The organism is Spirosoma profusum, assembly GCF_014699005.1.
In the GTDB taxonomy this organism is placed as follows: domain Bacteria; phylum Bacteroidota; class Bacteroidia; order Cytophagales; family Spirosomataceae; genus Spirosoma; species Spirosoma profusum.
In genome coordinates this window covers 136999-153506 of the sequence record NZ_JACWZY010000009.1, presented here as the reverse complement: position 1 = coordinate 153506, position 16508 = coordinate 136999, and the positions used below count along the sequence as shown (strand labels likewise).

Sequence of the window (16508 nt, the reverse complement as noted above, 5' to 3'; positions counted from 1 at the left end):
GAATCGCTTTGGCCAAAAACTATACCTTTCTGGCTTAAATCGTTACCCTAAACAGCGTCCAGGTTTCGTCTTACGTCCCGATTCTACTACTTTTGGGCCGAATTTTACCCGATTTCTGCTATCATGAAAATTGCCATTGGCTCCGATCACGCCGGTTTCCAGTACAAGGAAGCCATCAAAAAAATGCTCATCGACCTGGGTCACGAGGTGATCGATAAAGGAACGTATGCGGCTACTCCTTCTGTTGATTACCCTGTCTATATTCGCCCGGTTGCCGAAGCGGTTGCGGCCGGTGAAGTTGAGCGGGGGGTTGTGCTGGGTGGCTCGGGCAATGGCGAGGCAATTGCCGCTAACCGCGTTCGGGGGGTACGTTGCGGACTTTGCTGGAATGAGGAATCGGCTCGTTTGTGCCGCGAACATAATGATGCTAATGTCATCTCGCTCGGCGAACGCATGATGTCGGAACAAACGGCCCTGAAACTGGTTCAGATTTGGCTGGATACGCCTTTTGAAGGAGGCCGCCACCTGTCCCGAATCCAGCAATTGGATACGTATTAAAAGTGATGAGCGATGAACGATAACCGGGCTGTCGTTGCGGTAGGCTGGCGCACTGTTCATTTCTCATCGTTCATCACTCATCGTTCATCACTATCACCCCTGTCGATGCAGATTCTGTGGCAATACCTGAAGCCTTATCGCGGACTGGCTTTACTGGCACTGGTACTGGCGGGCATGGCGCAGGTACTGGCGCTGATCGACCCGATTATATTCGGTAAGATCATCGATGAATACGCCACGAATCCAGTTCCGAAACCCGAGCCTGAACGAGTTTCGGGGGTTCTCAAACTGCTGGCTATTGCCGTTGGCGTTGCCATTCTGTCGAACCTGATCAAAGCGTTTCAGGAATACGTAACACGGCAGGTGGTGCAGCGATTTGGCACCGATATATTTAACGATGGGTTGAAGCAGACGCTACGTCTGTCGTATCAGGAATTTGGCGATCAAAGTAGCGGTGCTACGTTGTCGATCCTGCAAAAGGTACGTACCGACACCGAAAAATTCATCAATTCGTTCGTCAACGTCCTGTTCTCATCGCTGGTCGGAATGGGGTTTTTGATCTGGTACGCCATCACCAAACACTGGGCCCTGATTCCGGTATTTCTGATTGGGGTGTTAATTCTTGGCGGCCTGACGGGTTTGCTGAGCCGGGAAATCAAAACGACCCAACGTAACATTAATCGCGAAACAGCGATGCTGTCAGGCGTAATAACCGAATCGCTACGTAACATCGAACTGATTAAAAGTCTGGGACTTACATTTCCTGAAATTCGGCGGATGAAAGGGCTTACCGCCAAGATTTTCGAGCTGGAAATGACCAAAGTCAAGAGGGTACGACTGCTCACATTCTGGCAAAGTACTACGTTGAACGTACTGAAACAATCGGTACTCTTTACGTTACTCTGGCTGATTTTTCGGAACGTACTACGTCCCGGCGAACTCATTTCGATGCAGTTTATTTCGGTTTCCATCTTCAACCCATTGCAGGATTTAGGAAATATTATTCTGGCGTATCGCGAAGCCGAGGCCGGTTTGAACAGTTTTGGTACGTTGATGGCGAAACCCATCGAACGGAACCCCGAATCGCCGATTGAAGTTGGCCCCATCGAAAATTTACGATTTGAAAACGTTGTTTTTCGCCACAAAGGGGCCAACCAGAACGCCATTGATGGTGTTACGTTCGAAGCGTCGCTGGGTGATACCATTGCGTTTGTTGGGCCATCGGGCTCGGGAAAATCAACGATGGTGAAATTGCTGGTCGGATTGTACCGGCCGGTTGCCGGTGAAATTTATTACAACGATATCTCGACCAAAGACCTGCGTTTCAATCCAATGCGTCGGCAAATCGGCTTCGTAACGCAGGATACGCATCTATTCTCGGGTACCATCCGCGAAAACCTGCTTTTTGTGAAACCCGATGCTACGGAAGCGGAAATGCTCAACGCGCTCGACAAGGCTGCCTGTGATCATCTACTGGCCCGCTCCGAAAAAGGTCTCGATACCCCAATAGGCGAAGGCGGATTGAAAATGTCGGGTGGCGAAAAACAACGGTTATCCATTGCCAGGGCACTGGTTCGGGAGCCCCGATTATTGATTTTCGATGAGGCTACGTCGGCGCTGGATTCACTCACCGAAGAAGAAATTACCGATACGGTACGTAGCGTTTCAGCCCTGAAATCCCAGATTACCATACTAATTGCGCATCGTCTTTCGACAATCATGCACGCGACGACAATTTTTGTGCTTGAAAAAGGGAAAATTGTGGAAATGGGCGCCCATGACGCCCTGCTTGCTCAGAAAGGTTTATATTACGCCATGTGGCGGCAGCAAATTGGTGAACGAAAAACGGGTGTCCCTGCCATGATCTAAGCCATTCGTACATGAACAGACGTACCCGACAAGTTGGTTATTTCTTGTCCAGCCAGTATTTCTCGGATGGGGTGCGTATTACGTTGTCAATTCTCCTGCCGTCGCTGTTATTCAGGGAATTAGGGCAGCTTGAAACGGGCATGGCCTTATCGCTGGGAGCGCTCAATGTGAGCATTGCCGATGCACCCGGCCCCGTGATGCACCGACGTAACGGGATGCTGACAGCCGTTTTGTGTGGGTTTCTAGTGACATTGGCAACGGGTTTCGCCCGATTGAATCCCTACGTCATGGGATTTGAAATTCTGCTGTTTAGCTTTTTCTTTTCGATGTTTGCCATGTACGGCAACCGCGCTACGTCGGTAGGAACGGCGGCTTTGCTCATCATGATTTTAATGCTCGACCGGCCGCTCAATAGCCAGCAGGTGCTGGTGGAAGCGGGTTTGGTGATGGCGGGAGGGGTTTGGTACACCAGTATCAGTCTGCTGGCTTCTCAGCTTCAACCGTATCGACTGGCCGAACAGGCACTGGGACAATGTATTCACGAAACGGCCAAATTGATGGCTATCAAAGCTGATTTTTATCAGATTTCTTCACCCATCGATGACGCCTACCGACGATTGATTGCCCAGCAGGTCGTCGTGAGTGAAAAACAGGATGCTGTCCGGGAAGTCCTGTTCAAAAGTCGACGTATTGTGACGGAATCGACCCGTACAGGGCGTGTATTACTATTGACGTTTATCGACATGGTTGATCTATACGAACAGATTATTGCCATGTATTACGATTATCGGAATATTCGGGAGCGTTTCGGAAAGTCGGGAGTTCTCGAAAATATTGCCCAGTTGATTCGACAACTGTCGGCTGAGTTGGATCATATTGGGCTGGCCATTCAGTCGCCGGTGCCATTTCACAAATCGGTAGACATCAGCGGAAATCTGGAATCCCTGAAACGATGTATCGACGGAATCGGAGAAGAAAAAGGTAGTACGCTGGTGCTTCGAAAAGTGCTGGTGAGTCTGCGAACGGTAAGCCAACGACTCAATACGATTCAGAAAAATATCCTGAAACCGGATGACGAGCCATTGAATAGGACAAACCGCGAATACGGTCGGTTTGTGTCACACGTAATTATCGACTTCAAATCGTTTCGGAATAACCTCACCACCGATTCTTCCGTATTTCGGCATTCAGTACGTGTGGCCCTGGCCATGCTGATCGGCTTCATTCTGACCAAGTTGCTGCCGTATGGGCACTATAGTTATTGGGTATTGTTAACGATTTCGGTTATCCTGAAACCCGCGTTTAGCCTGACTCGTCAGCGAAATGTAGAACGTATCATCGGGACCTTTGCCGGGGGGATAATGGGCCTGCTTATTCTGACTTTTATCCCGAATAAGACCGTGCATTTTGTGTTTCTGGTGCTCTTTATGCTCGGTACGTACAGCTCGCAACGAATCAATTACATTGCCATGGTCATTTGCGTAACGCCGTTTGTGCTGATTCTCTTTAGCTTTCTGGGCGTCGGTTATCTGGGTGTGGCACAGGAGCGATTGCTCGATACGCTCATGGGCGGAGGCATTGCGCTGCTGGCCGGGTATCTGTTTTTTCCGCAATGGGAGTCGGAGCAACTGAATAAACCCATGCAGGACTTGCTGAAAGCCAACCTGCGATACGTTCAACTGCTGCTCGATAGTTTGTCGGGCCGCCGAATCGATGTAATTGAGTACAGGCTGGTGCGAAAAGAAGTATACATTACCTCGGCCAACCTGAGTGCTGCTTTCGAGCGAATGGTTTCTGAGCCGAAGCACAAGCAACGTAACGAAAAACTGATTTATGAATTTGTGGTGCTGAATTACATTCTGTCGGCGAATATCGCCACCATCATGTCGGCCCGGCTCACGGACAATGTTACGTCCTTGCCTGTTTTGATGCTACGTCCTGTAAAACGAGCGTTGTTTGCCTTAACCGAAAGCCTGACTCGCTTAGGAATGTACAACATAGCGGAGGCAATGGTGTTACCGGCTGAAGCTGTCCTACCGCTTAATCAACTTCCCGACGATACGTTCCTGAACGAGCAATTGCAGTTTATTCAACAGGTCAGCAGCGACATTGGAAAACTGGTAGAACGTATCAAATCTGGAAAAAATACTAAACGTAGCAGTCGCGATACATTGCCGGAAAAGGTACTGTGAAGCAGGTTAGAATTAGGCGTGAAAATTGGCCGTATAATTTTTCAAAAATTACCGCAAAAAGCGGGATTTTGTTACCATCAAAAAATAGTTCAGTAACTAATTTACCGACATGTCCTATTTAGTTCTTGATCTGGAAATGACCGGCCCCGAACCGGACTACAACGAGATTATACAAATTGGGGCGGTGCTTTTCGATGACCAATGGACGGAGAAAGGTCGCTACCTGACCAACGTGTATCCCGAAAATCACGAAGCGTTTTCGTCCTCATCCGAAAAAATTCATAACCTGTCGCTGGCTGATCTGGACGACGCGCCGATGATCTACGACGTACTGCCCGAAATGGAAGAATGGATTTGCCAGCAACTGGGTATTCGGGTGCCGAAGGGACAACTGGACCGCACGCCTTACCTGCGCGACGTAGTGATTTGCGGGCAAAGCGTTATTAACGACATCAATTTTCTGAAAGAAGCGTATCGGTACGAGAAACAGAAATGGCCCTATTCGCGGGTGCTGCTCGACCTGCATACGCTGGTGTACTTTACGTTCCGGGTGCTACGTGCCAACGGACGCAAAACTCCCGACCGACTCAGTCTGACCGCCATTGCCCAGTATTTCGGTTTCGCCCGCGAAGACGGTTTTCACAACGCTCTGGAAGACGCCGTGCTGACCGCCCAGTGTTTACGGGAAGTTTTTAAACTGAGTGACGGAATGCGATTGGGGTGAAGTTAATCGATAGTCAGCAGTCAATAGTCAAGCGTTGACTCTGGTTAATTTGCTGAATTGTAATGAGTTCAATAACTATGAATGTAGCGACAGTGACACTTCCAGCGCACGTCATAAAGGCCCGTCAGGCTACCCAGTTAATTTTTCTGGTTTGCGGTCTGGGAATGGCCAGTTGGGCACCGATGGTTCCTTATGCGAAAGATCGTTTGGGGTTGAACGATGGCAATCTGGGATTATTGTTGCTCCTGTTGGGCGCTGGTGCCCTGCTGATGATGCCGATTTCGGGAATGCTCGTGAGTCGCTTCGGAAGCCGCATTGTGATGGCGTGTGCGGGATTGATCATAGCTCTATCACTACCGCTGCTCCTGATCCTTACGTCCACAACCGCCATGGCAGTAACCTTATTTATATTCGGTTCAGGTATTGGGGCTATTGATGTGGCCATGAATTCGCACGGTGTACACGTTCAAAACCTGTATGGAAGACCAATTATGTCGTCCTTACATGGCCTGTTCAGTGTGGGTGGTCTGTTTGGTTCCCTGGGTCTTGGCTTTTTGATTAAACTGGGACTTAATCCTGTTCCGGCCATTATCAGTATTGCCGCCCTGATGATCGTTATTACCCTGACCCAGTATAGAAACCTGTTTTCTGCCGATTTTGAGCGTGGAACTATGGCTCATTTTACTGATACTGTTCAGACCGTATCGGGAAATCAACGGTTTCAATGGCTGGATGGTCGTTTACTATTCCTGGGTGCTATGTGTTTTGCTATTTTTCTGGCAGAGGGAGCCGTACTGGACTGGGGCGCTATTTTTCTACGGGATATAAAAGGAATTTCACCCGAGTTTGCTGGAGCGGGTTACGCAGCTTTTTCCGTTGCCATGGCTGTCATACGGTTAGTTGGCGATAACCTAGTGGCGCGACTAAACGCAAAGACAGTCGTCATAAGTGGCAGTTTGATAGCTGCCGTTGGACTGATTGTTATTCTTTTAAGCCCCTGGACGTTTTTGACCTTGATTGGCTTTGTGCTAATAGGAGCGGGGGTTGCCAATATTGTACCTGTCCTTTTCAGCGAAGCGGGCAGTTTGCCCACTATCCCTCCGACAGTTAGTTTATCGACCATTACGACGATGGGTTATACAGGTCTGCTTGCTGGTCCGGCCCTGCTGGGTTTTATCGCCCAGCAGTTTTCACTATCTATCGCGCTGGCAAGTGTGGCCTTGCTCTTGCTGGTGGTCGCGTTCGTTTATCGAATTAGAGATAGTGTGAACTAACAGAATTCCCTCAAGTACGTATATAACCCACTTCAGCTTAGACCATTTCGATACGTGCACTACGTCTCAGGGAACTAAAAACGGCTTTGGGCTGAAACAGAGAATGAATACCAGCAACGCTATCCATCCCAGCACCTGGCGTTTGAAGTCGAGTGGTTCTTCAAGAGGTGTTTCGGGGTGATACACACCCAGAAAGCGACCGAGTACAAAAACAAACACCAGAAAACCTGAATAACCAACCCAGTCGGGACGTAGCCAGGACAGGATGAACTGCCCAACTACTACGCTTAACGTAATGAGCAACACCGTGATACGATTCTCGCTGATACGTGCAAAGGCCAGAAATAGAAAACCAACGTAAAGCAAAAAGTAGCCGAGTTGGTCCAGAAAAGCATCGTTATTCGGTATGGCAAAATCAGCAGGAGTAAATAAACCCAGCCCCGCATAGAACGCAAAACCAATGAAAAGCGCAGGAGCTACCCACCGGAAACGTCGTCGACCAATCAGCGCATAAAGTATGTGCCCCCCATCTAACTGACCAATCGGAATCAGGTTAAGTGAGGTGAAAAATAGTGCCAGATAACCCGCCAGTACGTAGGGATAATGAATCATCTCGTAAGGATGCGGGACGCGAGCGGGATCTGCTACGTACGTTTTGAAAAACGTAAACAGTAAGTTATCTCCCAGTCCAACAGCGCCACCTTCCGGCAAATTCTGGAAGGCATATTTCCCATAATCCAACCCCCATTTCTGGTATTCGGGGTGAATGGTGAAGATAAATTCAGGGGGTGGCAAATGTGAAAAACCGTACCAGAGAACTACCAGGGCCAAGACAAAACCAGCTAACGGTCCTGCAATACCAATATCGAAATACTTCCGACGGCTGTCGATGTAATCGCGAATGCGGATGAAAGCCCCCAACGTACCTATACTCTGTCCAATTGCCAGCCACAGCGGAATGTAGTAAGGAAGTGACACCCGAACTCGATTGGCTTTCGCCGTGAAATAATGGCCGAATTCGTGGACGGTTAAGATGGCCAGAAATGGAATTGAAAACTGAAAACCGTTTAAAAACTCAGTCCAACCCAGCGTTTTCATACCTTCTACTACCGGGATAAACAGCCGCCCATACATCCATTCGGCACCGGCCAACGTAGTGGTAATCAGCGTAATTATAAAAAGACCTCCATGGAGGAGGTACGTTTTAAGGCGTTTGTTCATAAAGAAGGAAAAGATGTATGATATATGATGTAGGATGAATGTAAGTAGAGAAATTGCATACATCCTACATCATATATCATACATCTTTTAAGTAGTCCAGTATTGTCTTCGGTGGTTGTACGTGTATGGCCTGAATACCTAACTCCTCAGCTGCCTTGATATTTGCCGAATTGTCGTCGAAAAAGGCGGTTTCGGATGCTACCAAGTTAGCTTCGGTCAATACATGCTGATAGATATCCGGCGATGGTTTAGCCATACGTACATCGTATGAATAAAATACACGCTCGAAGAGTTCCTCCAGGGTTGGCTGGTTTAAACTGGTCAGTACGTGGTTGACCCGCCGGATATGAATGGGGCTGGTATTGCTCAACAAAAAGAGCCGATATTTCGATTGGAGGGATTTTATTCGTTCGATACGTTCAACGGGCAGGTCGAGTAATACGCTGTTCCAGGCCGTATCGATGACTTCATCAGCCCAGGCATCATTCTTGAGCAACTGACGAACGTGCGTCCGAAATGATTCATCGTCAATTAAGCCGGTTTCGTATTGGTTCCAGATGTCGTACTGCTTCCAAAGTGCCCGAACATCATCTTCAGGCAGATTGGCCAGCATGGCGAAATTCCGTACAGGCGCCGTTAAATCAATCGGAATAATAACGTCGCCAAGGTCGAAAATAAGGTTTTTCATAGGTATGGATTTCAGGTTGTAAGTTTAGTGATCCAGTCAGCTCGACTGGAATAGTTTTACTCGACCACTACCCCCATGTCGCAGAACTTTTCGATACGTTGATTGATACGTTCTTCGGGCGAGAGGGCATTGAGTTCGGCGAGGGCTTTCAAAATGACTTCTTTCAGGTGATTGGCCATGGCCTGGTGATCGTTGTGGGCGCCACCGGTGGGTTCTTCCACAATTTCATCGACCAGTTTGTTACGTTGCATGTCGCGGGCGGTCAGCTTCATGGCTTCGGCTGCCTGTTCCTTGAAATCCCAGCTCCGCCAGAGAATGGTTGAGCAGTTTTCAGGCGAAATAACTGAATACCAAGTGTTTTCGAGCATCAGCACCCGGTCGCCGATGGCAATGCCTAGTGCTCCACCCGAAGCTCCCTCACCAATGACGATGCAGATGACCGGTACCGTGAGCATAAACATCTCTTTCAGATTCCGCGCAATGGCTTCACCCTGACCGCGCTCTTCGGCTTCCAGACCCGGATAGGCACCAGGCGTATCGATCATGGTGATGATTGGCTTGTTGAATTTTTCGGCCAATTTCATCAGACGTAGCGCTTTTCGATAGCCTTCGGGATTGGGCATACCAAAATTCCGGTACTGCCGCTGCTTGGTGTTACGTCCTTTTTGTTGACCGATGATCATGACTGTCTGACCGCCCAGTTCGCAGAAGCCACCTACCATCGCCGGGTCGTCACGTACCGTACGGTCGCCGTGCAGTTCGATGAACTGGTCGCACATCAGCGAGATGTAATCGAGGGTATAAGGCCGGTCGGGGTGGCGGGAGAGTTGGACGCGCTGCCAGCGAGTCAGGTTCTGAAAAATCTCCCGGCGCAGTTTATCGATACTCAGTTCCAGAATATCGACCGCTTCTTTTACGTCGACATTGCTGGTCTGCGCCAGTTTTTTAGTTTCTTCCAGCCGTGCTTCCAAATCGGCAATGGGTCGTTCAAAATCGAGATACGTTCTCATCTTTATAAGTGATGAGTGATAAGTGATGAGTGATAAGTGGCTGGGCAATTTTGCTCATCACTCAACACTCATCACTTATCACTTAAAGTTCAAAGCTTTCGCCTTTTTTGGGAATCACTACCTGTGGATAACCGGCTTCAGCCAACGTATCGCGGAATGATTCCATACTTTCATATTCGCCGTGTACTAGAAAAACTGATTTAAGGGTTTCTGGCGATTGCATACTCACAAAGCTCACTAGATCGTTTCGATCACCGTGGCCGCTGAATACGTCTATTTTTTCAATGTTGGCTCGGACCTGATGATCTTTTCCTTTGATACTGAGGGTTTGTTGCCCGTTGAGCAATCGCCAGCCCAGCGTTCCTTCGGCACAGTAGCCAATAATCAGAATCGTGGCGTAAGGATTGCTGATGTTCTCTGCTACGTGGTATTCGACACGCCCGCCCTGCACCATACCCGACGAGGAAATGATAATACAAGGCTCGTTGTAATTCGATACAGCCTTACTGGCTTGTGAGGATTCCAGAAACTGGAAATTCTCGAAATCGAACAGCGCTTCATTATCTTCAAAAAATACTTTAGCCTCCTGGTTCAGCATCCGAACGTACTGCGTATAAATTTTCGAGCTTTCGAATGCCATGGGGCTGTCGGAAAAAACCCGGATAGGCGGAAAATTCCGTTCGGTATACAATCGATTGAGTGTATACAGTAAGGATTGCGTGCGCCCGACACTGAACGAGGGAATGATGAGCCGCCCGGGTGTGTCGATGCAGGTACGCTGAATAACGTCGGCCAGTACGTCCTCCGGCGTGGACTGGCTATCGTGGAGTCGGTTGCCGTAAGTGCTCTCGCAGATCAGGTAATCAACTGGCGGTATCGATGCCGGATCAACCAGTAACGGATAGTTTTTGCGGCCAATATCGCCTGAGAAACAGATGCTTTTACGCTCCCCGTTTTCGACGACATTAATCAGTATATGCGCAGCCCCCAATAAATGACCGGCGGGAATAAACGTTACGTCGACGCCGTCGGCCACGCGAAACTTCCGGTTGAACGCAATCGGTACTACGTTCTCCATCGATTCACGTACCTGCCGATCCAGAAACAGATCTTTCTGCATCTGAATCTGACGGTCTTTTACGCGCTGTTTTTTGCTGGCGTTCAGGTCGTTGATACGTTTCTGATTGAGCGAGGCCGCATCTTTCAGTAATACGTTGGTGAGGGCAAAGGTGGGTTCAGTGCAAAGAATCTGCCCTTCGTAGCCTTCACGGTACAGGTTGGGCAGGTTACCCGAATGGTCGATATGCGCATGGGTAAGCAAAACCAGATTGATACTCGAAGCCTCAAACGGAAAAAATCCCGGATGAGTAACGGTGGGGGCTGTTTGCCCGTTGGAACGTTCGAGGTCAGACCCGCAGTCGATCAGAATGCGGTAATCTTCCTCCAGTTCCAGCAGGTACATACTTCCTGTAACCTGCCGTGCCGCCCCCAGAAATGATAATTTCATGCGTACTGCGTTAACTAATCAGTGTCGTTTGTTCGATGGCTGGTAACCAGTTTTGGTGCAGGTCGGGTGGTGTTTATTGCGTAAGTTTGCAAAAGTACGAAATACGACCCGAATCGCCTAACCCTTCTCCAATGCGCTTTTTTGCCGCTTTCACGCGCTATATACAGTTTATTTTACTGCTTGTTATTGGTATTTTTGAATCCTCACCTGAGGCCCTCGCACAGCCGGTTCGATCCGTCGATACGTTGGCTACCCGGCAACTGCGGCAATTGGTAGACGCCTTGCAGACGGGGTCGGCGGTACGTTTCGGTACAGTGGCCCTGTCTGTCAGGCGAGTACGTGATGGACAGGAACGATTTGCGTATAACGCCTACCAGAGCCTGCCGTCGGCGTCGACTCTAAAACTGATTACAACCGCTACGGCCCTTCAGGTGCTTGGACCGAACTATACCTACACGACAACGCTCGAATATGATGGAACGATCAAAGACAGTACGTTGATCGGTAATCTTTACATACGGGGAACGGGTGATCCCTCGCTGGGGAGTTGGCGATTTACGGGCTACTTCGATTTGGCCGCTCTGCTTGATACGTGGTCAGATGCGGTACAGGCTGCGGGTATCCGCCGGATTCAGGGCGTGGTTGTGGGAGATGGGAGTCTGTACGACGATCTGACTACTCCCGATGGCTGGCCTTACGGCGATTTAGGGAACTACTATGGTGCCAGCCTGAGCGCGCTTAACATCAATGAAAATCTGTACCGGGTATTTTTCCGACCAGGTAAAACCATCGGCGCACCGGCCAGCGTGATACGTACCGACCCGCCCGTGCCGTATATCAGTTTTCGCAATACGGTAACCACCGACGCGGCCAATACGGGCGATCAGGTAAATATTTACGGTACTCCCTTCACGAATCAGCAGTGGCTGACCGGTAAAGTGCCAATGGGAGAACCCGCTAATGAATTCAGTGTGAAGGGTGCCTTACCCGATCCGGCTTATTTTGCGGCCTATGCCCTTCAGAATCAATTGATTCAGGACAACGTAACAGTGAGCGGACCGCCCGTCTCAATAGGAGGGGGGCTCATTACTACGTTAGTTCAGAATGGCAAACGGACGGTACTCCATCAGCACAAATCGCCCCTCCTTCCTGAGTTAATTCAACAAACTAATTTCCAGAGTATCAATCTTTATGCGGAGGCTCTGCTACGTACTACGGCACTGACGCTGAACAAAACGGTACGTTCGACGGAAGCCAGTTTGGAGACATTGACTACGTTTTGGAAAAATAAAGGCGTCGATATAAACGGATTTCGGATTCGGGATGGCAGTGGATTATCGGCATTTGGGGCGTTAACGGCTGATAACATGACGTCGATACTTAGCGTTACAGGCCGGGAGAAGACATTTCCAGTATTTTATGAAAGTATTCCGGTGGTGGGACAGACAGGCACTGTGCGAACACTGGCACGTGGTACGTTAGCGGCTGGTAACGTTCGGGCCAAAAGTGGTTCCATCGATGGTGTTCGGGCCTATGCCGGGTATTTTACGGCGAGGGATGGCGAATTGATGAGTTTCTGTGTACTGGTCAATAAGTTCACTCCCGGTCAGAGCCGCGACGTAACCGGCGCGTTAAGTAAAATCTTTGTCAGTTTGGTTGGAATAAATGGGAATGATAGTCATTAGTCGATAGTCGCCAGAAATCGTTTCAAAAAACATAGGCATTTCAGACGACTATTGACTAACCACTATTTACTCTTCCGGATGTTCGCATACGGTCACTACGTTAAACCAATATTGCACAATGGCTCTGGTTACTTCGCTAAGTCGCTGGAACGTAGGGGGTTTGGTAATGAAGCTGTTGGCCCCGTTCAGGTACGACGTTTCGACATCGTCGCGGGCGTCTGAGGTTGTTAGTACCACAATCGGAATGTGCCGAAACTGGCTGTCAGATTTAATTTCACGCAGAGCCTCACGGCCATCCTTACGGGGCATATTCAGGTCGAGCAGAATCAGTTCCGGCAAGGTATGCTTGGCGTCCACGTAACGTCCCTGATACGTAAGGAAATCCATCAGATCCTCACCGTCTTCCGCAAACGAGATCCGACTTGCCGGATAATGCTGCTGAAAGGCTTCTTTGGTCAAATAGCGATCATCTTCGTCGTCGTCAACCAAGAGGATATGAATGGGTTTCGGCTGCTGCTGGTCTGTCATAATAGTGTAATGATTGGCTTTCCGGGAGTACAATAATAAAGGACGCGCCATGGTCGGGCTGACTGTTAGCCGTGATATACCCTTGATGATACATTACTACCCGTTTGCAGATAGCCAGGCCAATACCTGTACCTTCAAAGGCACTTTTACCATGTAATCGCTGAAAAACTTTAAAAATGTGCTCCAGGTATTTTTCATCGAAGCCAATACCATTGTCTTCGACGGTGATTTCAATATACGTCCCTCCCGCAACCAGACCCGTGTAAACATCACCATCGACGGGGCGCGCGTAAATACGTAGTTTTGGTCGGACACCTTCTCGGGTAAACTTAAGTGCGTTCGAAATCAGGTTGTTAAAGAGATGGTCCATTTGGCTGGCCACCGCCTGAATGGTGGGTAAATTACTCACCTCAACCTCTACATCCAGCCCCTTGATGCGAAGTTCCTGATCGTCCAGAATCCGTTGAACAATGGTGTTCAGATCAACCGCTTTAAAGTCTTCCTGATGACTGGATATCCTCGAAAAATTCAGTAAGTCCTTGATGAGCTTGGACATACGTTCGGCCGAGTGCGAGATTTTACCCATAAACATGGCACTGTCTGCATCGAACAGATTGGCGTAGCGCTCAGTAATCAGGTTGGCAAACGATTGTATTTTACGGAGTGGCTCCTGTAAATCGTGACTGGCCACAAACGCAAAGCGCTCTAACTCTTCATTGGAGGTTTCCAACTGCCGAATCTGACTTTTTAACTGATTTTCATAACTGCGAAGCTGATCTTCGTTGGCCTGCCGACGCGCTAGTTCCTGTTCGAGCAGCCAGTAGGAGAGGGCGAGTGCCAGAAACGTAAGCAGCGACAGGACAAAAATGATGATGAGGGTATTCCGAAAGGAGCGTTCAGCTTGCCGATTCCGGGAGCCCATCAGTGTTTTCTCCGTATCGATCATCAACGCTACGTGTCGGCGGATAGCATCCATCTGCCGCTTACCAATCCGGCTGGTTTCCAGGCCGTTCTTGCTATCTATTGGTAAGTTAAGTCGGGTTTTTGTGACGGTAAGCTTTTCCTGAACAAGCTTTTCGAGCAGCTGACGACGGTGAATCTGTATTTTGTTGTCGGTTGTTAACTCCCGTAACTGCTTTAGTTTATCTGGCAATAGTCGCTTTGCCATCAGATAAGGCTCCAGAAAAGCGACATCGTGAGTAATCACATAACCTCGGGACCCTCCTTCAATATCTTTAACAAGTGAAAGAACGTTCTCAAGAGCGCTCATTACATCATAGGTGTGCCGAACCCGTTTCGTATCCTCACCGTATTGATTATAGCTGTAAAACGATAAGGCAAACCCCGACGCAATGAGCACCATGGCCACAATGAACCCCAACGCGATACGTCGGTTCATGAGTCTGGAGCCAATCTGGGGTAATTTTTTCATAGCGTCGGTTTCGGAACGTGACAAATATAGAAAAAGAACCTCAACCAAGTCGTGCATTAATTACGGGTACTACGTCCTGGGTAAAGGGTAAACCGATACGTTTCTTTTTATGCTGGTTACCGGTTTAGTCAGTCGTTACGTCGATCTAGAGTTATAACGTTTCTACGACTAAATTATGGTTCGTATAAATACAAACATCGGCCGCAATGTGCAGACTTTCACGTACCATTTCTTCGGCAGAGAGGTTGCTGGCGTGCTTTTTCAGGGCAATCGCTGCCGATTGCGCATACATTCCACCTGAGCCAATGGCTGCAATGTCGTGGTCTGGCTCAATGACATCGCCGGTGCCAGAAACCAGGAGAAGGTCTTCTTTGGAAGCCACAATTAACATGGCTTCGAGTTTGCGCAGGTAGCGGTCGGTACGCCAGTCTTTGGCCAGCTCGATGGCAGCCCGTTTGAGATTGCCACCATATGCATTCAGTTTTTCTTCAAAACGTTCAATCAGGGTAAAAGCATCGGCTGTTGAACCGGCAAATCCCGCCAATACCTTGCCGCCCATCAGGACGCGTACTTTACGTACATTACTTTTGGCAACCGTGTTGCCCATAGTGGCCTGCCCATCAGCACCGAGGGCTACCTGCCCTTCGTGCCGAATGCCTACCACCGTGGTAGCATGAATCTTTTGCATGAAATTAACAATGTTGGTGGATATAACGTAGCAGCAGCCGGTTTGGGTTCAATAGGGTTTATTGAGCGAAAGAGTGAAGACCTGCCGGATGTTTTCGCTCTTTCATGCTTTCCCTCTTTAAAATTGCTCCTCCGCAAATGGGATGGGCCGATTGACGCTTTCCTCGAGCGAAATAAAGGTTTCGGTACGTTGGATGCCGGATACTTTCTGGATTTTATCGTGTAATACTTCGCGAAGGTGCTGCGTGTCGCGGCAGACGATCTTGGCAAAAATGCTGTAAATTCCGGTTGTATAATGGATATTGACGACTTCTGGTATTTTTTCGAGTTGTTTGGAGACCTCTTCATACAATGAGCTTTTATCCAGATAGATACCTAGAAAAGCACTAATATCCCAGCCGAGTTTGGTGTGGTCAATGACCAGTTGCGACCCCCGGACAATACCCATTTGCTTCAATTTATTCATACGGACGTGCACCGTACCACCCGATACAAAAATGCGTTTCCCTATTTCCGTATAGGCCATATTGGCGTCCTGCATCAGCAAATTCAATATTTTTAGATCAGTATTGTCAATTTCTAAATTTTTCTCGGTCATTGGTGTTTAGTTTTTGATGAGTGTCAACAAAAATACATCTATTTTAAATAGATTGTAATTTTTAAGAAATTTCTATGTGAAATTTGCAATGAATTGACTGTCTACTGTATCTTTGCATTGTCAAGTTGATCGTCCGGGGTCACACGGCGGTCTTCTTGATCTTTTCCGCAACAGCGGAGCGTTCTCACACTGTAGGATGTCGAAATTGGCAGACGTGCCCTCCTGTCTCGGGGGTGGTGATAAAGGATAAACGCAGCATAATGCCGCCCTCGTGGCGACTGGGGTTGACCACCAGCTGTTGTACTGTAGCTAACTGCACCGTGGGCGGTTCGAGTCCCCCTCCTACAGCCTGGCCAGCTTATTTGGCCGAAGATTTTAGTTTGTTGATGAAGTGTAATCAAACACGCCGGCTCCCCTGATGAGTCCGGCGTTTGTTTTTTATGCGTATTTTTGCAGATTAATGAGGTAATCAACAGTCACTAGTCGTCAGTCTACAGTTAACTGACGCCTTACTGACAAGTTGCACGCACTAACT

14 protein-coding genes are annotated in these 16508 nt (G+C 48.7%); 6 read left to right on the top strand and 8 right to left on the bottom strand.

Going from position 1 to position 16508, the window contains the following annotated elements; translation table 11 throughout:
• Nucleotides 1-123 precede the first annotated feature (123 nt).
• The 5 genes from rpiB to IC229_RS13250 all read left to right on the top strand — a co-directional run bounded on the left by rpiB (nucleotide 124) and on the right by IC229_RS13250 (nucleotide 6617).
• Nucleotides 124-558, top strand: a complete 435-nt coding sequence (gene rpiB, locus IC229_RS13270) for a ribose 5-phosphate isomerase B (RefSeq protein WP_190887463.1) — start codon at nucleotides 124-126, stop codon at nucleotides 556-558.
• A 105-nt stretch (nucleotides 559-663) separates the two neighbouring features.
• Nucleotides 664-2427 carry an ABC transporter ATP-binding protein gene (locus tag IC229_RS13265; protein ID WP_190887528.1) on the top strand — a complete coding sequence of 588 codons (1764 nt, stop codon included), beginning with the start codon at nucleotides 664-666 and terminating at the stop codon, nucleotides 2425-2427.
• Between the two features lie 11 nt (nucleotides 2428-2438).
• A complete protein-coding gene (locus IC229_RS13260) occupies nucleotides 2439-4619 on the top strand; it encodes an FUSC family protein (RefSeq protein ID WP_190887462.1) in 2181 nt (726 codons plus the stop codon).
• Between the two features lie 109 nt (nucleotides 4620-4728).
• A complete protein-coding gene (locus tag IC229_RS13255; RefSeq protein WP_190887461.1) occupies nucleotides 4729-5343 on the top strand; it encodes a 3'-5' exonuclease in 615 nt (204 codons plus the stop codon).
• Nucleotides 5344-5420: 77 nt separating this feature from the next.
• On the top strand, nucleotides 5421-6617 hold the full coding sequence (locus tag IC229_RS13250; protein ID WP_190887460.1) for an MFS transporter: 1197 nt from the start codon (nucleotides 5421-5423) through the stop codon (nucleotides 6615-6617).
• A gap of 66 nt (nucleotides 6618-6683) precedes the next feature.
• On the opposite strand, the gene IC229_RS13245 is transcribed toward IC229_RS13250, so the two are convergent.
• From IC229_RS13245 to IC229_RS13230, 4 genes are all read right to left on the bottom strand, one after another.
• Nucleotides 6684-7838, bottom strand: coding sequence for a site-2 protease family protein (locus IC229_RS13245; protein ID WP_190887459.1), 1155 nt, complete (start codon nucleotides 7836-7838; stop codon nucleotides 6684-6686).
• 76 nt (nucleotides 7839-7914) lie between these two features.
• On the bottom strand, nucleotides 7915-8526 hold the full coding sequence (locus IC229_RS13240; protein WP_190887458.1) for an HAD family hydrolase: 612 nt from the start codon (nucleotides 8524-8526) through the stop codon (nucleotides 7915-7917).
• Between the two features lie 56 nt (nucleotides 8527-8582).
• Nucleotides 8583-9536: an acetyl-CoA carboxylase carboxyltransferase subunit alpha gene (locus tag IC229_RS13235; RefSeq protein WP_190887457.1), complete on the bottom strand. Its 954-nt coding sequence runs from the start codon at nucleotides 9534-9536 to the stop codon at nucleotides 8583-8585.
• 82 nt (nucleotides 9537-9618) lie between these two features.
• Nucleotides 9619-11043 carry an MBL fold metallo-hydrolase RNA specificity domain-containing protein gene (locus IC229_RS13230; protein WP_190887456.1) on the bottom strand — a complete coding sequence of 475 codons (1425 nt, stop codon included), beginning with the start codon at nucleotides 11041-11043 and terminating at the stop codon, nucleotides 9619-9621.
• A 131-nt stretch (nucleotides 11044-11174) separates the two neighbouring features.
• Here IC229_RS13230 and dacB point away from each other — a divergent pair, with 131 nt between their 5' ends.
• Complete coding sequence (dacB, locus tag IC229_RS13225) at nucleotides 11175-12728, top strand: D-alanyl-D-alanine carboxypeptidase/D-alanyl-D-alanine endopeptidase (protein WP_190887455.1); 1554 nt, start codon at nucleotides 11175-11177, stop codon at nucleotides 12726-12728.
• A 66-nt stretch (nucleotides 12729-12794) separates the two neighbouring features.
• On the opposite strand, the gene IC229_RS13220 is transcribed toward dacB, so the two are convergent.
• The 4 genes from IC229_RS13220 to IC229_RS13205 all read right to left on the bottom strand — a co-directional run bounded on the left by IC229_RS13220 (nucleotide 12795) and on the right by IC229_RS13205 (nucleotide 15973).
• On the bottom strand, nucleotides 12795-13256 hold the full coding sequence (locus tag IC229_RS13220; protein WP_190887454.1) for a response regulator: 462 nt from the start codon (nucleotides 13254-13256) through the stop codon (nucleotides 12795-12797).
• The gene (locus IC229_RS13215; RefSeq protein ID WP_223833978.1) at nucleotides 13210-14688 is read right to left on the bottom strand and encodes a sensor histidine kinase; all 1479 of its coding nucleotides are present in this window, start codon (nucleotides 14686-14688) and stop codon (nucleotides 13210-13212) included. Before IC229_RS13215 ends, IC229_RS13220 begins: the two co-directional genes overlap by 47 nt.
• A gap of 151 nt (nucleotides 14689-14839) precedes the next feature.
• A complete protein-coding gene (gene hslV / locus IC229_RS13210; RefSeq protein WP_190887453.1) occupies nucleotides 14840-15376 on the bottom strand; it encodes an ATP-dependent protease subunit HslV in 537 nt (178 codons plus the stop codon).
• 117 nt (nucleotides 15377-15493) lie between these two features.
• The gene (locus IC229_RS13205; RefSeq protein ID WP_190887452.1) at nucleotides 15494-15973 is read right to left on the bottom strand and encodes an Lrp/AsnC ligand binding domain-containing protein; all 480 of its coding nucleotides are present in this window, start codon (nucleotides 15971-15973) and stop codon (nucleotides 15494-15496) included.
• Nucleotides 15974-16508 lie beyond the last annotated feature (535 nt).